18 protein-coding genes and 1 tRNA gene are annotated in these 22,044 nt (G+C 36.7%); 6 read left to right on the top strand and 13 right to left on the bottom strand.

The window, feature by feature from the left end:
• Positions 1 to 31 precede the first annotated feature (31 nt).
• On the top strand, positions 32 to 598 hold the full coding sequence (locus tag BUA71_RS12155; RefSeq protein ID WP_245812584.1) for a helix-turn-helix domain-containing protein: 567 nt from the start codon (positions 32 to 34) through the stop codon (positions 596 to 598).
• 33 nt (positions 599 to 631) lie between these two features.
• On the opposite strand, the gene BUA71_RS12150 is transcribed toward BUA71_RS12155, so the two are convergent.
• Both BUA71_RS12150 and BUA71_RS12145 read right to left on the bottom strand, forming a co-directional pair.
• Complete coding sequence (locus BUA71_RS12150; protein ID WP_072880150.1) at positions 632 to 1,390, bottom strand: UDP-2,3-diacylglucosamine diphosphatase; 759 nt, start codon at positions 1,388 to 1,390, stop codon at positions 632 to 634.
• Positions 1,391 to 1,474: 84 nt separating this feature from the next.
• The gene (locus BUA71_RS12145; protein ID WP_072880148.1) at positions 1,475 to 1,951 is read right to left on the bottom strand and encodes a 6-pyruvoyl trahydropterin synthase family protein; all 477 of its coding nucleotides are present in this window, start codon (positions 1,949 to 1,951) and stop codon (positions 1,475 to 1,477) included.
• Positions 1,952 to 2,050: 99 nt separating this feature from the next.
• Here BUA71_RS12145 and BUA71_RS12140 point away from each other — a divergent pair, with 99 nt between their 5' ends.
• The gene (locus BUA71_RS12140) at positions 2,051 to 2,707 is read left to right on the top strand and encodes a 2OG-Fe(II) oxygenase (RefSeq protein WP_072880146.1); all 657 of its coding nucleotides are present in this window, start codon (positions 2,051 to 2,053) and stop codon (positions 2,705 to 2,707) included.
• A 463-nt stretch (positions 2,708 to 3,170) separates the two neighbouring features.
• Here BUA71_RS12140 and BUA71_RS12130 read toward each other — a convergent pair whose 3' ends face one another.
• The 4 genes from BUA71_RS12130 to BUA71_RS12115 all read right to left on the bottom strand — a co-directional run bounded on the left by BUA71_RS12130 (position 3,171) and on the right by BUA71_RS12115 (position 6,387).
• Positions 3,171 to 3,359 carry a hypothetical protein gene (locus BUA71_RS12130; protein ID WP_072880142.1) on the bottom strand — a complete coding sequence of 63 codons (189 nt, stop codon included), beginning with the start codon at positions 3,357 to 3,359 and terminating at the stop codon, positions 3,171 to 3,173.
• 4 nt (positions 3,360 to 3,363) lie between these two features.
• Positions 3,364 to 4,131 (bottom strand): enoyl-CoA hydratase/isomerase family protein, encoded by a 768-nt coding sequence (locus BUA71_RS12125; RefSeq protein WP_072880140.1) that lies wholly within the window; start codon positions 4,129 to 4,131, stop codon positions 3,364 to 3,366.
• A gap of 265 nt (positions 4,132 to 4,396) precedes the next feature.
• Positions 4,397 to 5,725 (bottom strand): MATE family efflux transporter, encoded by a 1,329-nt coding sequence (locus BUA71_RS12120; protein WP_072880139.1) that lies wholly within the window; start codon positions 5,723 to 5,725, stop codon positions 4,397 to 4,399.
• A gap of 161 nt (positions 5,726 to 5,886) precedes the next feature.
• Positions 5,887 to 6,387: a GNAT family N-acetyltransferase gene (locus BUA71_RS12115; RefSeq protein ID WP_072880137.1), complete on the bottom strand. Its 501-nt coding sequence runs from the start codon at positions 6,385 to 6,387 to the stop codon at positions 5,887 to 5,889.
• A 63-nt stretch (positions 6,388 to 6,450) separates the two neighbouring features.
• On the opposite strand from BUA71_RS12115, the gene BUA71_RS12110 reads away from it, so the two are divergent.
• The 3 genes from BUA71_RS12110 (at position 6,451) to BUA71_RS12100 (ending at position 7,478) form a co-directional block, all read left to right on the top strand.
• Positions 6,451 to 6,524: transfer RNA gene (locus tag BUA71_RS12110), tRNA-Ala, on the top strand.
• 351 nt (positions 6,525 to 6,875) lie between these two features.
• A complete protein-coding gene (locus BUA71_RS12105; protein ID WP_072880135.1) occupies positions 6,876 to 7,055 on the top strand; it encodes a type II toxin-antitoxin system HicA family toxin in 180 nt (59 codons plus the stop codon).
• A 27-nt stretch (positions 7,056 to 7,082) separates the two neighbouring features.
• On the top strand, positions 7,083 to 7,478 hold the full coding sequence (locus BUA71_RS12100; RefSeq protein WP_072880133.1) for a type II toxin-antitoxin system HicB family antitoxin: 396 nt from the start codon (positions 7,083 to 7,085) through the stop codon (positions 7,476 to 7,478).
• A gap of 80 nt (positions 7,479 to 7,558) precedes the next feature.
• Here BUA71_RS12100 and BUA71_RS12095 read toward each other — a convergent pair whose 3' ends face one another.
• From BUA71_RS12095 to BUA71_RS12075, 5 genes are all read right to left on the bottom strand, one after another.
• Positions 7,559 to 8,461, bottom strand: coding sequence for an alpha/beta hydrolase family protein (locus tag BUA71_RS12095; RefSeq protein WP_072880131.1), 903 nt, complete (start codon positions 8,459 to 8,461; stop codon positions 7,559 to 7,561).
• Between the two features lie 8 nt (positions 8,462 to 8,469).
• On the bottom strand, positions 8,470 to 11,205 hold the full coding sequence (locus BUA71_RS12090; RefSeq protein WP_072880255.1) for a PD-(D/E)XK nuclease family protein: 2,736 nt from the start codon (positions 11,203 to 11,205) through the stop codon (positions 8,470 to 8,472).
• Between the two features lie 63 nt (positions 11,206 to 11,268).
• Positions 11,269 to 12,672: an OmpA family protein gene (locus tag BUA71_RS12085; protein ID WP_072880129.1), complete on the bottom strand. Its 1,404-nt coding sequence runs from the start codon at positions 12,670 to 12,672 to the stop codon at positions 11,269 to 11,271.
• A gap of 188 nt (positions 12,673 to 12,860) precedes the next feature.
• The gene (gene kbl / locus BUA71_RS12080; RefSeq protein ID WP_072880127.1) at positions 12,861 to 14,054 is read right to left on the bottom strand and encodes a glycine C-acetyltransferase; all 1,194 of its coding nucleotides are present in this window, start codon (positions 14,052 to 14,054) and stop codon (positions 12,861 to 12,863) included.
• Positions 14,055 to 14,085: 31 nt separating this feature from the next.
• Positions 14,086 to 17,214, bottom strand: coding sequence for a UvrD-helicase domain-containing protein (locus BUA71_RS12075; RefSeq protein WP_072880125.1), 3,129 nt, complete (start codon positions 17,212 to 17,214; stop codon positions 14,086 to 14,088).
• A 284-nt stretch (positions 17,215 to 17,498) separates the two neighbouring features.
• On the opposite strand from BUA71_RS12075, the gene BUA71_RS12070 reads away from it, so the two are divergent.
• Positions 17,499 to 18,107, top strand: coding sequence for a superoxide dismutase (locus BUA71_RS12070; RefSeq protein WP_072880123.1), 609 nt, complete (start codon positions 17,499 to 17,501; stop codon positions 18,105 to 18,107).
• A 995-nt stretch (positions 18,108 to 19,102) separates the two neighbouring features.
• Here the strand turns inward: BUA71_RS12070 and BUA71_RS12065 are convergent.
• Positions 19,103 to 21,001, bottom strand: a complete 1,899-nt coding sequence (locus BUA71_RS12065) for an amidophosphoribosyltransferase (RefSeq protein WP_072880121.1) — start codon at positions 20,999 to 21,001, stop codon at positions 19,103 to 19,105.
• Positions 21,002 to 21,072: 71 nt separating this feature from the next.
• The gene (locus BUA71_RS12060) at positions 21,073 to 21,996 is read right to left on the bottom strand and encodes a PfkB family carbohydrate kinase (protein WP_072880107.1); all 924 of its coding nucleotides are present in this window, start codon (positions 21,994 to 21,996) and stop codon (positions 21,073 to 21,075) included.
• Positions 21,997 to 22,044: the final 48 nt, after the last annotated feature.

Raw genomic sequence — 22,044 nt, 5'->3', positions numbered from 1 at the left:
TGACCCTGAGGTGTTGATTATTTGATAAAGTTTGGAAAAAAATATCCTACATATAAAAAATATGGTTTGTGACCGTTGTCTTATGAGCGTTCGCAATATTATGGATAGCTTAAATCTTGAATATAATAATTTGAGTTTAGGCCGGCTTGAATTGAGTAAACCTTTGTCTGCCGCAAATTTTGATAAATTAGATAAGGAACTTCAAAAAGTAGGCTTTGAGATTGTTGCAGAACGCAATTCACGTATTGTCACGACCATTAAGGCCAGGATTATCGAGTTGGTGTATGAAAAGAAGGATTTTGGCGATAAAAAGCTATCAGAAATCTTAAGTGACGCACTGCATTATGATTACAGTTATCTTACCGGTATTTTTACGAAAGCTGAAGGCAGAAGCATACAAAGTTATCATAACAAAATAAAAGCCCAACGCATAAAGGAATTGTTGGAATATGACGAACTGAATATTTCAGAAATAGCCGATAAAATGGACTTTGGCAGTGCAGCTTATCTTTCCACTTTCTTTAAAAAAGAAACCGGCTTAAGCCCCTCCCAGTATAAACTTCAATATTGGGAGCGAAAATCCCTTAATGATATCTGATGCCTTTTTATTTTAAATATTGTTTGTTCCTCTTTACTTTTCTAATTTTTTAAGCTGCAATTTTTTCCCGTCAAAAACTGCATAAGTATAATGCGTAATCCAATCACCGGTGTTCACGTAAGTTGCTTTTCCATTTAAGTCGATCTCAAGTGGTAAGTGCCTGTGGCCAAAGAGGAAATAATCATAATCCTTAGTTTCTAATTTTCTTTTGCAATATTGAATAAGCCATTCCTTTTCTTCACCTAAAAACTCCTGTTCTTCTTCGCCGGAAATTGCTTTGTTTTTTACTGAAAAATATTGAGCCAGAGGAATACCAATATCAGGGTGTAGCCAGCGATAGAGCCATTTGGATACCGGATTGGTAAAAACTTTTTTCATGCGTTTGTACCCGTGATCTCCCGGGCCCAGCCCATCGCCATGGCCAATTAAAAATGTTTTATTATTAAATTCAAATTCTTTTGGTTTGTGAAATGTGGGAATGCCCAACTCTTTTTCAAAATAATCCTGCATCCATAAATCGTGGTTTCCTACGAAGAAATAAACGGGAATTCCGCTGTCTTTTATTTCAGCCAATTTTCCTAAAGTTCTTACAAAGCCTTTAGGAACAGCGTGTTTGTACTCAAACCAAAAATCAAAAAGGTCTCCGAGTAAGAAAATAGCGGCAGCATCTTCTTTAATTTCATTCAGCCATTTTACAAATGTAGCTTCCCGCGGTTTACTTTCTTGCTGGGTAGGCGCCCCCAGGTGATTGTCACTAGAAAAATATACTTTTTTGCCTTTGGGAATATTCATTAATAATTATTATGAGCTGTGAATATAATTAATTAAGTGTACACCTCATAGATTTTAGAATCTGTGAGGTCTTAAGTAAGCAGTTTACTCCCCCTTCGGGGTTTGGGGGGCACTTTGATCACTGGCATACCATTCAGCAAAACTGGATTCTGTTTCCTGTAATTTCAGGGAATGCAGCTTTATATGATCTGGTAAATGCTTTTGAATTTTTTTGGCAAAATCGACCACCATGTTCTCACTGGTTGGTTGATAATCTACCAAAATCACGTGGTGCTCCCGTTCTTTTAACTCCCGGGCAAGTTCAATATGTGGCGTGTTTTGATTAAAAACCGTTGCATGATCAAATTGATCTACAATTTCAGACTTCACGATTTTTTTTAAATCCCCAAAGTCTATTACCATTCCGTTTTTTACGTGATCCATATCGTTAATAGGCTCGCCAATCACGCAAACACTAAGTTTATAACTATGGCCATGAACATTTCGGCATTTTCCATCGTAGCCGTATAGCGCATGCCCGGTTTCAAAAGAAAATTTCTTGGTAATTCTAATCTTGCTCATCACAGGTTATTTTTTGCAAAGGTAAGGGTTTTTTAGCGTTATATTTTTTCTCAAAAAATTAAGTTTCTGTTGTATATTTGTCTGCCTTTTTTATGAAAAATGAAAACCGAAACTGCTTCAGAACTATTTGAACAATTGGATTTTAAAGAAAATCCTTTCTACGAAAACATTATTACCAATTTAGTTGAAAATCACTATAGCATTGTAGATAATTTTTTTAATGCTGAAGAAGTTGCGGTGCTTCGAAAGGCATTAAAATCGAAATTTGACGAAGCTCAATTTAAAAAGGCGGCAATTGGGAACAGAACCAATGAAATTGTGTCCAAATCTATTCGTGGCGATTTTATTCTATGGCTCAATGAGACCGAGGCAGGGGAAGCTGAAAGCTTGTTTTTCAACAAAATTAATTCCTTAATTTCTTATTTAAATAAAACCTGCTTTTTGGGAATTCTAAGCACAGAATTTCACTATGCTCTTTATCCCGAAGGCACTTTCTACCAGCGGCATTTAGATACCTTTCAGAATGATGGAAGGAGAAAACTTTCTTTGGTATGCTACTTAAACGAAGAAGATTGGAAACCTGAAAACGGTGGGGAATTGGTGATTTATTCAGAAGAAAACGGGATAGAAGTTTCCAGGGCTATTTATCCAATGCCCGGTAGGGTGGTGATTTTTGAAAGTCAGTTAATGGAACACGAAGTAAAACCGGTAAAAACCGCCAGATTGAGTATAACCGGTTGGTTAAAAACTCGATAATGGAGATTAATGTCAATTTAACCCATAATGACGCATTCCAGCTTGTTCTTTTTAATTATTGAATTTTTTATAAAGTACTACAATAATTAAAACAAGCGCTAGAATTAACCAAAATCCCATTCCGCTTAGAAAGCTTAAGAATTCCCAAATATCTTTATCCATTAATTCATGCGATTTTTTTCATGTCTTTTACGCCAGCTATACCGTGCGTAAAAAAAAACAGCAAGCAGAAATAGAATTGCAAGTAAGTAAAGCCAGTTGTTTATGATAAATTCCCAAATGGTAAAACCCCACTCTTCATCGCGGGTAGCGGGCCTGTCTTTTGGTAAATGCTCTTGTTGAATGTTCATAGCTTTTATATAATAAGCAAGATACGCCTTTAAGGCCAGAGTATTTGTTATAGGGATGCTAATTCACTTTCTTAAAAGTTAAGTATAGATTTGTTTAGCGGTCTAATCGAGAATTAGTCTCTAAGCGATTTTCTGTTTTGTCTAATTATCCTGATGAGAATAAACACGACAATGATGGCAAATATGAGTAGTCCTCCTAGGATCGCGTACAAGTTACTTCCTACAAAGAAACCTAATTGATATGCCAGGTTTTCGCTATTTTCACTAGCCTTTTGAATAAGATAAAGTAGTGGTACCTGCATAATGTTATTTTTTATATTTGGATAATGCGTTTTTAGTAAAATCTGAAAGGACTAATTCCCCCGAGATTGCAGCTCTTTCCTCTAGTAACTGCTCCCAATTATCAGTATCTTTCCAAAGCATTTTTTTCATTTCCTGAAGTGCTTTAGGGTTATAGGAAGCTAATTTTTCAGTAAAAATTGCTACTTCTTTATCCAGGTCTTTTAGGTTGTCGAATACCCGGGCATACAGGCCTTTCTCCTTTGCCCAATAAGCATTTTTCCATTCGTGTGCTGCCAAAGAAAGTTCGCCCAGGGCACCAACTCCAATTTTGCGCTCTATTGCTGGTGCAATTACAAAAGGGCCAATTCCAATGCTGATTTCAGATAGTTTGATCGCGGCAGCATCTGTAGCCAGCGCATAATCACAGGCGGCAATTAAACCAACGCCACCACCCACTGTTTTTCCGTGAATGCGTCCCACAATAAGCTTCTGGCATTCTCGCATCACATTTAATACTTTTGCGAAGCCCGAAAAAAATAATTTTCCTTCCTCTAAAGTTTCAATAGCGACCAATTCATCAAAAGATGCCCCGGCACAAAAAGCTTTCTCCCCTTCAGATTTCAACAGGATCACTTTTACACTTTTATTTTCAGATAATTTTTGAAGCTCCCCGGCCAAACGGTCTAAAAGTTCTGATGGAAAGGAATTGCTGGCGGGATGACCAAATTCTAAATGCGCTATCCCGTTCTCGATATTAGTATATAAGCTTCCGTTTTCTCGTGTGGTATTCATAAATGATCCTCAAATTTGCTGAACTACCAAATTTAGAAAGTTTAATCATAAAAATGTTAGATTTATTTGTTTTTTCTATCAGTAATTTAAAAAATAGCCTGAAATTATTGTTTAATTCTAAGAAAATTGTCAATTTTTATTATAGAGACTGCCGACTGAGACTGCCGACTGAGACTGCCGACTGAGACTGCCGACTGAGACTGCCGACTGAGACTGCCGACTGAGACTGCCGACTGAGACTGCCCACTGAGACTGCCCGCTGAACTCACACTTCCTTGTTCAAATATTTTCTTCGGAATTTTATAATAAGTCCGCCGCCCCTTATCAGCATCCACACAAAAAAAGCGATCCAAATTCCGTATAATTTAAGTCCGAAATAATCGGAAATAAGTAGGGTGGGGGTAAAACCTAAAAATGTGGCTATCAGTAATAAATTTCTTAAGTATTTTGCCTCCCCCAGGCCTTTAAAAATGCCATCATACATAAAAGCGATGGCATTTACGGGCTGCATAAGTAAAACGATCCAGAAGACAGAGGCAAATATGGCCAGTACCGCCTCGTCTTTATTAAAGATTAATCCTATTTCATTATAAAACACGCCGCACATTGCCATTAAAATAAAGGCTATTAAGACCGCATATTTGCTTATTTTTTTACTTAATTCCCAAAGATTTCGGTAATCCTTGGCTCCTAAAAGTTTGCCGCCAATCGCATTACCGGCATTGGCATAACCATCAATAAAGAAACTAAAAAACAACCAAATATTCATTAAGATACTTTGTGCTGCAATAAAGTTTTTACCATAATCTGTAGCATAAGCGTTGGCCAGGTAAATTGCAAAATTAAGTGCTGCGGTACGCACAAAAAGATTGGCAGCCATAAGCAGCAATCCTTTTAACCGCGGATTAATATTAAAACTCAATTTTAAATGAAATGGTGTTTTCTTAAAGAAAAACCATAGCGCCATCACCAACATTGTAGCTTGAGCAGCAAGGCTTGCATAGGCGGCGCCTTTTAAATGCATTGCGGGAATTAATCCATCTACTCCATAAACCAAGAGATAATCTAAGGCTACGTTTACAAATGCGCCCGTTAAACTACACTTCATGGCCCATAGCGTATTTTGCAAACCTCTAAAAACCCCGAAAATTGCAAAGGTGACCAGGGTAAGCGGGTATCCCAGGGCCCTAATTTGATAATATTCTGAGGAATATTGTAAGATCAAACCTTCAGCATTGTAAGCGCTAAAAATGGAATTTGCGAAAAAAGCAGTAGTGAAATAAATAATTAGGCTAAAAACTAAATTAAAATAAATTGCCTGCGGAATTAATGTTTTTACCGCGTGTAACCTATTTGCACCTAAATGTTGTGAGATAATCGCTGAAATTGCAGTTTTGGTTTGAGCTACGATCCAGATAATGGCCGAGAGAAATGAACCTACAATTCCAGCCGCGGCAAGTGCCTCTACCGAGTTGTTTTCTACATTACCAATTACCGCGATATCGGTGAGGGAAATAAGCGGCTCGGCAATTCCCGCAATGATCGCAGGAATTGCTATTCGGTTGATATTTTTAAAGCTAACTGCTGTTTCCAAAAACGAAATTTAATGGGCAAATATAGGACGCTTATTTTTTTAATCCCTAAAGAATTGGCTTGTAGTTTGAAATGTTCATTCGATAATCTAGATTTAAATTCTCCGAAGTTGTCCCGAGCTAGTTTAAGTTGTTTTTTTCCGCTATATGCATTAAAGAAGAATCACATAATCTTTTCGTAACAATAAAAAGGAGCGCTGCTTTTATCTGGAAAATAAACAAAGCCTGAACGATCATAACCTCGAGCTTCATAAAATTTAAGATTTCGTTTGTTTTTGCTAAAAGTGTCTAACCTAATGGAGGCACAATTATTTTGTTTTGCGGTTTCTTCGGCGAAATCCATCATTTTTCGAGCATAGCCTTCTCCCCAATATTCGGGATGTGTCGCCAACCGATGAACATACAAATTATTTTTATTTGGTGTAAACCAATGAACATCGTTGTAAACCGAGGCCATTGTGCTTGTGAGTACCATAATTGAAACTATCCTTTTATCTTCTTCCCAAAGGTAAAGTTCATTTTTTCGAATATCTGCGGCTAATTTTTCGCGGGATGGGTAATTCTCGTTCCATTGAAAGATATTTTTCGCCTGTAGCGCTTTAGCACAGGCTTCGGTAAGTGATTTAATTGCGGGAAGGTCTTCCCTGATAGCTTTTCTTATCATTTCTAAAATAAAACAAAAGTTTGTTCGTAATTTACAGAAAATTATTACATTTGCCTTCCAAACGGGGGATTAGCTCAGCTGGCTAGAGCGTTTGGCTGGCAGCCAAAAGGTCATCGGTTCGACTCCGATATTCTCCACACAAAACCACTGTTCTTCTACAGTGGTTTTTTTGTTTCCACCAATTTTGCCGCTGGTTGGAGGGTCCCGATGCCAGCTCGAGAAGGTTTCGGAAGTTAATTCGTAACAGGCTACCGGTTTCCCCGAAACATCCGGGCAATATTCTCCACACAAAAAAGCTGTCTGAAAAGTAAGGTTCAACGTTATCACGTCGCGATGATTATAGGGAGAAGTGAAATAATCTTTGGTTTATTTCCTAAGTTTTAAGTGGAACATTCTTCACGCAATGATTGGTTTTTCATTGCTTCTTTAAAATTTTCACAAAGATAGTGATTTTACTATCTTTGTGAAAGTTGCTTAATAAACCATTTATGAAATATAGTAAATTTCTAAAACTTGCTAAGAAGAATGGTTGGCAATTGCTTAGACAGGGAAAAGGAAGCCACGAAATTTGGTTTAAAAATAATAGAAAAGTCGTAATTCCAAATCACGGCGCTAAAGAAATGTCGAAAGGCCTGGAAAAAAGTTTAAGAAAGGAAATGGGATTATAAAAACTGGTAGAAACAATATTGATAGCTATGGATGAAATAAAAGTAATTATCGAAAAAAGTTCAGATTCATACGGAGCTTATTCAGAAAACGTTCCTGGATTATATGGAGCGGGAAACACTCCAGAAGAATGTAAGGAATCTATATTAGATGCTATTGAAACTATTAAAACCTTAGATGATAATGAAATTCCAGATATACTTAAAGGCGATTATAATATAACTTATAAATTTGATACAGAAAGTTTATTGAACTATTATAAGGGAATATTTACTAATGCTGCTTTTGAAAGATTAACGGGAATAAACCAAAAACAATTACAGCATTACTCTAGCGGACTTAAAAAGCCAAGAGAAGCAACAAAAAGTAAAATTGAGGATTCTTTACATAAATTAGGAAAGGAACTTCTGGCTGTTAAACTTTAATTATCAATTTTTTACTATGATGTTTTTCATAATAAAACCTGCCAGAATTAATTTTGGCAGGTTTTATTGAAAATTTGAAATTAGGAATCTGCTTCCTCGTTGTCTATATATTCGTCTTTAAGTTCCTGCACACTAGCGTCCAGAAACTCTGCTGTTCTATTTAATACATGCTGAAATTCTTTGGTAACCTCCTCTTTGTTCCAGGGGTGTGAGATGCCAAAAACGTGATCGGCATTTTCTACCAAAAGCAATTTTGAGATTTCGCTCCATTCGAATAAATTCCCTGCATCTGCTATAGAAACGCTGGTGTCGTTACTTCCGTGAGCGATAAAATGGGGGATATCCAGTTTTTTAGTCGCTTTTTGAATATTTAAGCGTTCTTTATTTTCTTTAAAATTTTTATAAAATTGGTAGTGATGGGGTAGCTGTTGCCCCGTGCGGGTATTGGTAATATAGCTAACACCTTTCTTTTCCCAGGCTTCTAATTCTTTTTCCTTCGGAAAACGGGAGCCAAAATCACTAACGGAAGCAAGAGTAATTAGTTTATCAACCCGTTTTTCTTCCGCAGCTTTTAAGATTGCGATTCCGCCGCCCCGGGAGTGACCAATAAGCGTGATGTTTTTTACATCTATTTGTTGTGCTTCTTGAAAATCTGGTGTAGAAACCCAGTCTATTACAGATTGCAGGTCGTCTAATTCTTTAATGTAATTGTTGTCCCCAAAACCTTCAATATTAAGAAATTCGGTAGGATTATCTGGAGTTGTTCCGTTATGAGAAAAATTAAACTTTATAAAGAAATAGCCTTTTTCAGCATAAAATTTGCCCATGTTTTCCCAGGCGCCCCAATCTTTAAAACCTTTATAGCCGTGACAGAAGATTACGATAGGTTTTGGTTTTTTGTCTTCCTTAAAAATTAAATCTATTAAAATGGGTTTATTATGCTTGCCCTCAATTTGAAGATTGGTTCTTTTCGTAATTTCCATAGTAGTTTTTATATTTCTTTTTCTCTGAAAGGAATTTCAGGGTTGCAAATCTCGATAATTAATTTCTTTAATTCTAAATGAAATGCGTTAAGAGTTTCTTTATTTATTGCCGTTTCCTTAGAACTTGCTCTCGGTTTGTCTTTTTTTCCGAATTTAAGAAAACCGTTTTTTAAATTTTTAAAGGAAATAATTCCTGCTTCTACCGGTAACTCTAGATTTTTTTGGCCTTCCATCATACTGGTGTAAGCTAGAATTTGGAAACTTTTCCCGTATTTTTTATAATCACTCGTAAGCTCTTCCCAAGCTACAATTTCTACTTCGCTTTGTAGAACCTTTCCTGTTTTATAATCAATAATTCTGGTGATTCCGTTAGTATTTTCTACCCTATCTACTTTCCCGCGTATAGCAACAGGAAAATCTAATTCCCTTATTTCAATTTCCTGTTTCAACTTTTCTTCAATACTTAGAATTTTAATTTCATCGGTTTTTAAACGGTCTAGTTCTAAATTTAAAAAGTTGGTTAGATAGCGTTTGGCAACTTCATAAATAAGTAAGTTTTTTCCCCTGTTTACCGGTCCGCTGCCATAAGTTTTTTGAAATTGTGCTTCAACTTCTTTATTAATTCTACTTTTAAAATTTTTGATATCTTCTTCAGAAATAAATTTATTTTCCAAAGGCTTATAGAAATTTTCCAGACTATCGTGAATCACGGTACCCAGGGTGTTATAGGCCACAGTTTCTTCCACTTCTTCTTTATCCCGAACTCCCAGGATATATTGTCGATAAAAATCTAAGGGGTTTCTAATATAAGAGGTGAGTGCAGATGGTGAAAACCCATAACCGGCAAGGGCTTTTATTTGTGCCATAATTTCCGGCGTTTTTTTAACCTCTCTTAACTGAGTTTTGATCGCCGGCACCAGCGGACTTACCATAGTATGCGTGAGTTTATGGGCGGGTTGCTTTTCTATTTCAAGCTGCGTTAGAAAGCGACTTTTTTCGCCAGAGTTTAATCCGCTACTTTCTGTATTGTACAACAAGTGAACATTTTCTGCACGCTGTAAAAGCCGGTAGAAGTGGTAGGTGTAAACCGCGTCTTTTTCCTTATAGGTTGGTAATTTATAGGTTTGTTTAAGATCGTAAGGAATAAAGGAGTTCCCAGATTTCCCCGAAGGCAAAACCCCTTCGTTAACCGAGCAAATAATAATATTTTTAAAATCTAAAGCTCTGGATTCCAGCATTCCCATGAGCTGCAATCCTTTAAATGGACGTCCCTGAAAATCCAAACTTTCGGTGCTCATAATTTCCTTGTAAAATTGATAGAGCGATTTAATGGTTTGCAAGTAAGGATAAGATTCATAAAGATTCCTAAGCTTATTAAAAAGCACGTGGAAATGATATAAAAACTCAAGGCCCAGGACATCCTTTTCTTCTTTTAAATGGGTCTTGATGAAATTTATTATTTGTTGAAATGACTGTAAAGCAATTTCAGAATTATTGGACCAGTCTTTAAAACAGGCAGCGATCAATTCTTTTTCATCAGAAGAAAATTCAGCTGTTATTTCGGTTTCAGATAGGTTAACAATATTTTCTGTTTGAATTTTATCGATAAACTTGCTAGATGAAACTCCCAAAAACTCCTGAAGGCTGGGATGATTAATTATGGAAATTACATCTTTGTAATAAAATTTTTCGGCAGAATTTTGATGAATTTGAAACAACTTGTCAAATAAGGAGGCTATGGGTGCATTCTTTAACGGAAAACCCATTGTGATGTTGAGGTCTTTTACATTAGGCGGTAAGCTGTTTAAAATGGGTAAGAGAAGGTCTTCTTCGCCAAGCACTACGGCGGTTTCCTGTAGTGTCTCTTCATCGAGACTTGCCAATAGCTCCCCAAGATATTTCGCTTGGCCAATATTCTTGGGAATACCGGTAAGCGCTATTTCTTTGGGTTTAGCATATTCTTTTACACCTGTTTTAGGTGTTTTTTGCTGGTAAATTGGCCAGTTTTTTAAATATTGGTTAATAAAAAGTGAAGCATCGTGGTGACGGTCTTTAAGAAAAACTTCGTCCAGGTCCCAATAGATTTCGGCAAGATTCTGCTCCATTAGGTATTGCACAATTTTTTGTTCAGAAGCATTTAAAGCATTAAAACCAATAAAGACGTGTTGCCTGGTTTGAGTTTTGCTATAAGCTTCAATTTTCTCTGATGCAGCACGATAAATTAAGCCCTGGTAACCGGAATTATTTGCTAACAATGCATTAGCAAGAGCTTTATAATATTCAGGGAGCTTATGCCAAAACGCCAGGTAGTTCTTAATAAGTTTGGTCTTCTCCTTTTTTACATACCAGTGATTAATGTCCTGAATATCTGCCAGGTAATCAAAGAAATTCTTATAGTCTATTAAATAGCGGTCTATTTCATTAAAATCGTGAATTAGACTTTGTGCCCAGGTAATAAAGGTTTCAAAATCTTCCTGTTCTTCATTTGGAGTAAGTTTTTTATAAACAGTATAAAATTCAAACAGGCTGGTAGTATTATCTATTCCATGAAGTCCCGAAACTGTTTCGGTAAATTCTTCAATACTGTAAATTTTTGGAGCAAAAATACTTTTATCGCTTAAAGTAGAGAGTTCTTTAAGCAGAAAACTACCGGCTCTTTTACTGGGGAGTATAAAGATAGTTTCTGAAATATTTTGATTTGAAGATATGAGTTCTTTAAGAACTTCCTGAATATAAGATGCCATGGTATAAAAATAAAAAACGCCCCGGAAAACCGGAGCGTTTTTAATCAATAATTAATTAAATAATTACATATTATCAGAGTCTCTCATCTCTTTATCTTTATCTAAAGAAATCTCAACACGTCTGTTCTCTTTTCTTCCAGCTGCGGTGCTGTTAGAAGAAATAGGTCTTTCTTCACCATAACCATTAGAAGTGATTCTTTTTGCAGGAATCCCATTCTCTTCAAGGAATTTCTCTACAGAAGCAGCACGTTCTTTAGAAAGTTTCATGTTATAAGCATCAGCTCCAACACTATCAGTATGACCACCTACGTGGAAGATAGTTTGTGGATACTCTTTCATAATCTCGATAATTGAATTCAATGCATCTTCAGATCCACTGGTAATTTTAGCGCTATCAAATTCAAAAGTTACTGTCTTAGAATATTCGTTAAGTTCTTTAATAACTTCAACGTCTGGTTCTGGACATCCATTATTGGCTACAGTACCTGCAACATCTGGACAATCATCATCTTTATCTAATACACCGTCACCATCACGGTCTTCTTCAGGACAACCATTGTTAGATGCAGGACCAGCTTCGTTAGGACAGTCATCTTCGTTATCGGCAACTCCGTCACCGTCAGAATCTGGACATCCGTTCATTTCTTTTAATCCGGCTACTTCAGGACAGTCATCTTCGTTATCTGGAACTCCGTCACCATCAGTATCAGGACATCCGTCAAACTCAGCTAAACCAGCCTGGTCTGGGCAATTATCCATACGGTCTTCAATCCCATCACCGTCAGAATCTGGGCATCCGTTAAATTCTGGTAATCCAGGAGTTTCAGGACATTCGTCATCTTTGTCGTAAACACCGTCGCCGTCAGAATCTGTTCCGCCAAACATAAACTTCACACCGGCAGCGTGTTGAAAGTGAGTTGCACCATCTTCGTTAAATACGTGCTTGTAGTTAGACTCTAAAGTAAGTGCGATGTTGTCTGAAAACCAGAAGTTAAAACCTAACTTACCGTTTAAAGTTGCTACATCAAGATCGGAAATTGGTTGATCACCACTATCTCCAATACTAGTGTAACCACCACCAACACCTACGTAAGGATCAAACCAGCCATCATTAAGCAGGGCTCTAAGGCTGTAGTTGAAAGATCCATCTACAGAGTAGTAAGACATTTGTGGTACACTGGTGTCGCCATAATCTTCAATTCGGTTTACAGAACCCGCAAGTTCAAATACAAAACCATTTCCTATATAACGACCAACAGTTAGTCTAGATACAGAAGGTAAAATGTTCCAGTGATCACCAACATTAAAGTAGTCACTAAAAGTTCCACCAAGATCTTCGGTAGGATAAAAATCTACCGCATTAGTTTGAATCCCTATTGCCCAGGGATTGTCGGAATCTTGTGCCGTTGCCGAAGTAACGCCAAGAACCAACATTGTAGCGAATAAAATTTTGCTAAGATGTTTCATATTCAATAGTTTAGTTTTAAGTGTTAATTGTTAACAAAAGTATATTCTTAATGCCTATTGGCAAAGTGAAAAATAATAAAGTTTTCTTAATAATCCCTTGAATAATGCCGTATTTGAGCGTTTTTTAAGGATAATTAAGCACCTATTTTAGCATAAATTTAGTACCAATATCACTGTAAAACTATATGCTAAATTATTTTCATTTCTTTACCAACTTTAGTAAATGCTGCTATAGCTTTGTCTAGATGTTCTTTATCGTGTGCGGCAGAGAGCTGTACCCTAATTCTTGCTTTCCCTTTTGGTACTACCGGGTAAAAGAAACCAATTACATAGATTCCTTCTTCCAAAAGTTTATCTGCCATTTCCTGGGATAATTTAGCATCATGGAGCATTACCGGTACAATCGCAGCGTCACCGTCAATAATTTCGAAACCTGCATCTATAATACCTTTTTTAAAGTAACTGGTATTTTCTTTAAGTTTTTTACGCAGGCTGTCATCGGTCTCCAACATTTCAAAAACCTTAAGAGATGCTCCCACAATGTTTGGAGCTAAAGAGTTAGAGAATAAATAGGGGCGAGAACGTTGTCTAAGTAATTCTATAATTTCTTTCTTGGCGGTAGTGTAGCCTCCCATAGCTCCGCCCAGGGCTTTCCCTAGAGTTCCGGTAATGATATCTACCCGGTCCATAACTCCTTTTTCTTCTAAGGTTCCAATTCCTTTTTCTCCAATAAAACCGGTAGCGTGACATTCATCTATCATCACTAAGGCATCATATTTATCGGCAAGGTCACAAATCTCGTCTAATGGCGCAACCAGCCCATCCATAGAGAAAACCCCATCGGTCACGATAAGTTTAAAGCGGGCGCCTTTTTCATTTGCAGCTTTTAATTGTTCCTCAAGATCTGCCATATCCCCATTTTGATATCGGTAACGCGCCGCTTTACATAAACGTACCCCGTCTATAATTGAGGCGTGGTTAAGCGAATCTGAAATAATCGCATCTTCCTTGGTTAATAGCGGTTCAAAGATTCCGCCGTTCGCATCGAAGCAGGCCGCATATAATATGGTGTCCTCGGTTCCGTAGAAATCGGCAATTTTTTCTTCCAGTTCTTTGTGAATATCCTGGGTGCCGCAAATAAAACGCACACTAGACATTCCAAAACCGTGCGAATCTAAAGTGTCTTTCGCAGCTTTTATAACTTCAGGATGAGAAGAGAGCCCTAAATAATTATTGGCACAAAAGTTTATTACTTCCTGTCCCGTAGATATTTTTATCACCGCATCTTGTGGTCCGGTAATAATTCGCTCTTTTTTGAACAAACCATCTTCTTTAATTTGTTCCAATTCTTTTTGCAAATGTTCTTTAATTGCTCCGTACATAGTTACTGTTTTTTACAAAATTACATTTCTTTTATACAAGGCGAACTTTTAGCGACTTATTTGTATAAACCAGGTTTTTACTGGCTACGCTGTAACCCATCTCTTCCAGGACACTGGCGTAGTTATTAATTTGGTTTTCATGGGAAGTATGGTAACTCCCCGTTTTATAATCTATTATATTTATCGTATTTCCCAAAATATTTAATCTATCTGGGCGCAGGCGTTTTCCTTCCGGGCTTAAAATATCTCGTTCATTATAATTTAATGCATCTTCATCGTAGAAGGACGAAAGTTGTTCGTGATTGGTGATCTCCAGTAATAATTTTTCAATTTTTTCTGCGGAATTTTTAGTGATTACCCCATTGCTTACCGCTTTCTCTACTACCGGTCCCACCTGCTGCTTATAATCTATTTGTGCGAGCAAATCGTGAAGAATTTCCCCTTTTTCAATGGCTTCTTCTTGTTTGCTGTCCCATAACATCCCAGATTTTGTTACAATATTTACTGCTTTATTTTGAGTAGCCGAAGAATAGAATTTTTGGGAAATTGAAGTAGCTGTTTCCGTTTTAGAAGGCGTTGGTGTCCCAATTTCACCAAATTCATAAGTTGACTCATTGTCATTCCACATGCCAACTTGTTTTAAAAATCCAATCAATAAGCCAGAAGTTTTATAAGGTTTTTCGTTGCCTTTTTTATCGATCTCCTTTTTACTTAGAAGATAGAGTTGTTGCGAAGCCCGGGTACAGGCTACATATAATACGTTAAGTGTGTCTAGTTCTTTCTGCTCAATTAATTCTGAAAAAACTGCCGATGCGTGGGCACCCCAATTCAGCATTTTTTCTGATGCGCTTAGATAATTCACAGGAATTTCATTTAAGGGAGGCTCCATAGTTAACCAAACCGAATCCATACGGGTATCTTTAAAATCTGAATTCGCGTAAGGGTAAATTACCACGGGAAACTCTAAACCTTTAGATTTATGGATGGTCATGATTTGTACAGCATCTTCAGCTTTAGGTACTACTATGCTTAAACTTTCTTTTTCCTGCTCCCATAGTTCCAGGAAATCTGTGATACCAGAGGTGGCTTTTTGTGTGCTTTCAAAGATGAAATCCAGGAAAAATTGAATATAGGCATTGGAACCCGGCACCAGGTTAAAACTTCTTATGATATATTCGGCCGCCTCATATATGGAAAGTTGCTTTATTTTTTGCAGCTCAAAATGTAGTTCATAGTCCTTTAGCCAGTCGAAAAAATGTGATCCGTTTTTTTGTAAATTGGAAGAGATATTTGAAAACCGGTCTTCAATTTGCAGGAAATCTGCCAGAAAATCGAAAATTTCCAATTTTAAATTATTGTCATTTGGCGTTAAGGAAAATTCCAGTAGTGCAACGATAAAGTTGACTTCCGGTGCATTGGCTACCAGAAGGGTTTCCGAAGAAACTACCGGGATATTTTGCTCACTTAAATAATTTGCAATATTAATTCCTTCACTTCGTCGGCGCGTTAGAATACAAATGTCCCCTTTCTTAAAATCTTTATTTTCCAGATTTTGGATAATCTCTAAGATTTTTTCGGGATATAATTCGTGTTCTTCATCGGCATTTTTAGCGTCTATAAAACTTAAATTCACATAGCCAAAATCGCCCTTTTTGGGGTTTTGCGAACTATCTTCAAATAATTTGGAGTACGATTTATTTTGTAAATAAGCTGAAGCAAAATTAAAAAAGCTATTGTTGAAGTTTACCAGCTCACTGCCGCTTCGGTAATTATCTGGCAGGTTCTTTACCTCTTTTTCAATACTAAACGGATTAATATTTAGGCTAAGGTCTATAAATTGTTCGGCTTTCCCGCCCCGCCAACGATAAATAGATTGTTTAGCATCTCCAACCAACATCGCGCTGGCCGGTTCTTCGGTGTTTTCTGAAGAAAGCCTGTTTTCAATAAGCGGGATAAGGTTTTCCCATTGCATTTGCGAGGTGTCCTGAAATTCGTCTATAAAATAGTTTTGGTAACGTTCTCCCAGCCGTTCATAAATAAAGGGTGCAGGTTGATTTTTCACCTGCTCGCTTATTTTTGGGTTAAATTCTGAAATTAAGATAAAATTCCGCTCGCTTTTTATGGCTTCAACTTCCTGATTAATGGCGTTCAATAAAGAAAGCTGAGTGATGTTTTTTCTTATTTCCTTGAGAAACTCTAATTCTAAGTATGCTCGTTTAGAAATTTCAAAAGAGCTCACCACTATGGGTTGAATATCGTCTAAGGCATTTCTTATCGCTCCATTTTTATTGGACTTAGCATAAAGTGGATCTGTTTCCAGATTTTGCATCCATTTTAAATTGAAGTCGGCTATCTTCTGGCCTTCTTGTAGTTTTTTAAAATGTTTGGGAACCGAGCCACGGGTAAAGTCTTTTTCATCTAAATTATGGTTTTGCAGTAAATCGAAAAACTGTGTTACCATCTCTTCAATAAGGTCCTGGGTTTTGTCTATTTCCTCATTTACCTGTTTCTTGAATTTTTGGAAATCAGCCGTGGTTTTGTTTTCTAATTTCTTGAGAGCCTCCTGATTGTTTTCACCAACAAGTAGTCTGGAAATTTCAAAAAGGTCTTTGGTAATATCCCAACTTTTGTCTTCATCGGTCTTACTTAGAGCAAAAGCGACAAGAATTTTAGTGAGTTCTTTTTCTGTCCCCGCTTTACTTACCAAACGTTCTACAGCTTCCAGCAAAATTTGATGCGTGTTTAGGGCAATTTCAAAATTAACCGGTAAACCAAGATCTTTGGCAAAAGTGCGCAACACCCGGTGGGTAAAGCCGTCTATAGTAGAGACTTCAAAACCGGCGTAATTGTGAATAATGCTTTTTAAGATCTTTGCGGCTTTTGTTTTAAGCTCTGCTTCAGATAAATTGGTTTCTTCTAAAATAGCCTGAAAAAGCGGATTGTTACCTTTATTGGTTTCTTCAGCAGTAAAAGCTTTAAGACTTTCAATAATCCTGGTTTTCATTTCGGCTACAGCCTTATTGGTAAAGGTAATAGCGAGAATATTTTTAAAAGCATCGGGGCGCTTGCTTTCAAAAAGTAGAAGTAGGTATTCTTTCACCAGGGTGAAGGTTTTTCCAGAGCCGGCGGAAGCATTATATATGGTAAACTTATTTTTCAATGCTGCATTGTTTTTTGAAAATTGGTTTTAATTGAGATTAATCTTAAAAAATACTGACTGGTCTAGAGCTATGAAGTTCAACCATTTCGATTTTTTCGGAATTAATTCACAACAAAAAGTATTTTTTGGTAAATACGTGAAATATGCGGGTTAAAGGTAAAATAAAAATGTTTTCCCTGTTTGGAACGGCTTTTAAGTAATTTATAACATTAAAATGTTTTCATTAAACACCTTAATACCTAAATTTGAGTGAATTTAATACTAATCACTAAAAAAATATTAATATGGCTTTTGAGTTACCGAAGTTAAAATATGCATTTGATGCATTAGAACCACATATAGATGCTAAAACCATGGAAATTCACCACGGAAAGCATCACGCAGGTTATACTAAAAAATTAAATGCTGCGATAGAAGGAACAGATTTAGAAGGAAAGAATATTGAAAACATTCTTGAAAATCTTGATAAATCCAATAAAGCAGTAAGAAATAATGGTGGCGGATTTTACAACCACCGTTTATTCTGGGAAATAATGTCTCCCGATGGTGGCGGAAAGCCAAGCGGCGAGCTGGAAAAGGCTATCGACAATGCTTTTGGTTCTTTTGATGCTTTTAAAGAAGAGTTTTCTAAAGCGGCTGCAGGACAATTTGGTTCTGGTTGGGCATGGCTTTGTGTGCACGAAGGTGGAAAAGTAGAAATTTGCTCTACAGCAAATCAGGATAACCCACTAATGCCGGGAATTGGATGTGAAGGAACTCCAATTCTGGGAATCGATGTTTGGGAGCACGCTTATTATTTAAACTACCAGAATAAACGTCCAGAGTATATTGATGCTTTTTTCAATGTAATTGACTGGAAAGAAGTAGGTAGTAGATATGCAAAGCATAAATAAGAAACTTCCTTATTAAATACTATGAATAAAAAGGCCGCTTTTAGCGGTCTTTTTTTATGCTGAATTTTTAAAATAAAAAAAGGTAGATTTTTTCAAATCTACCTTTCTTTGCCCCAAATCTACCATGAACTTAACCTACTTACGTTATGGTGGTACCAAAGTATAATGAATATTGCTTACTACAAACTTTTTTAGTTTAAAGGTTAAAATATTAGTTGAACTATAACTTTTGAAGCATAATTGTAGGAAAATAAATGTTTTATAGAGTAGGATTTGTGTTTTATGTAAATGAAAAGATCTTTGCAATTTTAAATTTGAACCTAATTGAAAATTGAAGGAATAAAAGAAATGAATTGAGATTTAAAATATGAAAAGTTGCCACGAATGCACGAATATTTTTAATTATTACAGTGATTGTGGTTTTATCTCAAATAACCGGTTTTTACAAACACAAAATTTGTCACGAAGATTAAAGAAAATCACAAAAATAGTTTCGCCTAATTTTTCCTTAAGTTTTAGAGCCATTGTAGCGCAGATTGTTCAAAATAAAAAAAGGCAGATTTGAAAAAATCTGCCTTTCTTTGCCCCAAATCTACCATGAACTTAACCTACTTACGTTATGGTAGCACCAAAGTAGAATGAATATTGCTTATTACAAAATATTTTAGTCTAAGAGTTAAAATATTAGATAAACTAACTTTTTTAAATATAAATGTAGGAAAATGAGGATGTTTCTGATTAAATAACTTCAGTTTGTGATCATGTTCAAGCCATCTTTCTTTTAAAGAAGGAGGCTTTCATACCCCATGCCAGACTTTGGAATTATTTTAGAACATAAAAAAGCATAAAAAAAGGCGAATCGAGAGATTCACCTTTTTTTGCCCCAAATCTACCATAAACTTAACCTACTTATGTTATGGTGATGCTAATGTATAGAAACTTTTCAGTCTCCAAAATGATTTTAGACGAACGGCACAAAAAATTGATTAACGGCATTAATAAGCTCTATCGGTATTTCCTTCAAAGAAATTTATAAAAGCTCTGTTCACTACGCGATTCCCGCCAAAGGTGGGGTAGTTTCCTGTAAAGTACCAGTCTCCCAGGTTCTTAGGGCAGGCCTTGTGAAGATTGTCCACCGTTTGATAGATTACTTTTACTTTTGCATTGACATCTTTATCGCAAATTAATTCTGAAATTTTATCTGAAATCTGCTGGTCGCTAAAGGGTTCGTAAATTTCTTTTACAAAGTTTTTTACCTCTTCATCGGCGAGATCTACTTGCAGCTTACATTTTTCATAAACTTCCTTAACCAATTCGTATTTATTGTGGTCCTTTAGAAGCTCGAGGGTCGCCCTAAAAGCTACCAGGTCTTCTAAGCGTGCCATATCTATCCCATAACAATCTGGATAGCGAATTTGTGGCGCTGAAGAGACGATGACAATTTGTTCAGGATTAAGTCTATCGAGCATTTTAATAATACTTTTCTTTAAAGTGGTGCCTCGCACAATACTATCGTCTATAATTACCAGGTTGTCCTTTGGTCGCACCACACCATAAGTAACATCATAAACATGCGCTACCAGATCATCCCGACTACTGTCTTCGGTAATAAAAGTTCTTAGTTTTACATCTTTAATGGCTATTTTTTCGGTGCGTAACCTATGCGCCAGGATTTCTTTGAGACGCGCATCTGTGAGTGTTTCCTTTTCCTCCAAAATCGCATCGTTCTTCTGTTTGTTAAGCTCATCTTGTGCAGCTTCTACCATCCCATAGAAACTTGTTTCAGCGGTATTCGGAATAAAAGAAAATACCGTATTAATGGTATCGTGGTCTATAGATTTTAAAACTTCGGGCATTAATAAACGACCCAACATTTTTCGTTCCTTATAAATTTCGGCATCGCTTCCGCGGGAGAAATAAATACGTTCAAAGGAACAGGCTTTTCGTTCTAAAGGTTTTAGAATTTCTTTTATGGAAACCTTTCCGCTTTTTTTGGTGATGATGGCATTCCCCGGGGGAAGCTCATGTACATCGTTAAAATCTACATTGAAAGCAGTTTGAATTACCGGTCTTTCCGAAGCGACAACTACCACTTCATCGTCTTTGTAATAATAAGCAGGTCTAATTCCCGCGGGATCCCGAAGTACAAAAGAATCACCGTGCCCTAGTAAGCCGGCCATCGCATAACCGCCGTCCCAGGTCTTCGCAGACTTCTTCAGAATTTTAGCAACATTTAGTTTCTTTGCAATCACAGGAGAAGCTTCAACTTTACTAAAGCCTTGTTTTTTAAGCTTATTGTAAAGTTTTTCTACTTCAGAATCTAGAAAATGACCAATCTTTTCCATCACGGTCACAGTATCGGCTTTTTCCTTGGGATGTTGCCCCAATTCCACCAGGCTGTTAAAAAGCTGATTTACATTGGTCATATTAAAGTTACCGGCGACGATTAAATTTCTGTGCATCCAATTGTTCTGTCTAAGAAACGGATGAACACTTTCAATGCTGTTTTTTCCAAAAGTGCCATATCTTACATGCCCAAGATACACTTCGCCCACATAAGGCAGGTGCTTTTTTTGTAAGCTAACATCATTGGCATACTCGGGATTTTCTTTTATTTCTGAATTGATCCTGCTGTTAATCTGTTCAAAAATATCCTGAATAGGTTGCGCTTCATTAGAACGAATACGACTAATGTAGCGATCTCCCGGCGCAGTATTCAATTTAATATTGGCAAAACCAGCCCCGTCCTGGCCACGGTTATGCTGTTTTTCCATCATTAAATACATTTTGTTAATTCCGTAGAAAGCGGTGCCATACTTCTCTTTGTAATATTCCAGGGGTTTCAGTAAGCGTACTTGGGCAATTCCGCATTCGTGTTTTAGGGCGTCACTCATAATAAATACTTCCAGGTGTTTTTAATGCTTTTATGTAAAAAAAATGCCCTGAAAAATCAGGGCCTGTGTTTTTAAGTTAATTCTATTTCAAATTGAGTTAATTTTTTAAAGGCTGCAAGACGGGAGCGAACTTCGTCTTTAGAAAGCTTTTCCATTCTTTCGGTACCAAATTTCTCAACACAAAAAGAAGCCAGGTTGGACCCGTAAATAATGGCGTTTTTCATGTTTTCAAAACTAATGTCGCTAGAAGCCGCTAAATAACCTGCAAAGCCACCAGCAAAAGTATCGCCGGCACCGGTTGGGTCAAAAACTTCATCCAATGGTAGGGCGGGGGCGAAGAATACTTCCTCTTCGTGGAATAATAAAGCGCCGTGTTCTCCTTTTTTTATCACCACATATTTTGGTCCCATAGTGGCTATCTTTTTTGCCGCTTTGGCCAAAGAATATTCGCCAGAAAGTTGTCTTGCTTCTTCATCGTTAATTGTGATCACATCTACTTTGCTTATCACGTTTAGTAGATCATCTAAAGCATTATCCATCCAAAAATTCATAGTGTCTAAAATCACTAATTTAGGATTTTCCACTTGTTCTAAAACGCTTAGTTGAACCAAGGGATGTAAATTTCCCAGCATCACAATTTCAGCATCTTTATAATTGTTTGGCACCACTGGATTAAAATCGGCCAGCACGTTTAATTGGGTGTCTAAGGTGTCCCTGGCATTTAAATCGTTGTGGTAACGGCCACTCCAGAAGAAGGTTTTTCCGCCGGGAACTACTTCGATTCCATCAATATTAATATTATTTTTAGTGAGTAGGTCTAAATAATCCTGCGGAAAATCGTCTCCTACAATAGACACTACTGCGCTATCAACATTAAATTGAGAAGCCGAAAGGCCTATGTAAGTTCCTGCTCCTCCTAAAATTTTATCGGTTTTTCCAAAAGGTGTTTCTATAGCGTCGAAGGCTACTGTGCCTACAATCAATAATTTACTCATAATTAGTTTTAAAAAAGATGCTGCAAATATACAGTTTGTTTTTAAAAG

It is taken from the genome of Salegentibacter echinorum, from assembly GCF_900129445.1.
Classification (GTDB): domain Bacteria; phylum Bacteroidota; class Bacteroidia; order Flavobacteriales; family Flavobacteriaceae; genus Salegentibacter; species Salegentibacter echinorum.
Note: the sequence above shows the minus strand (reverse complement) of the source record. Positions and strands in the feature narration are given on the sequence as shown.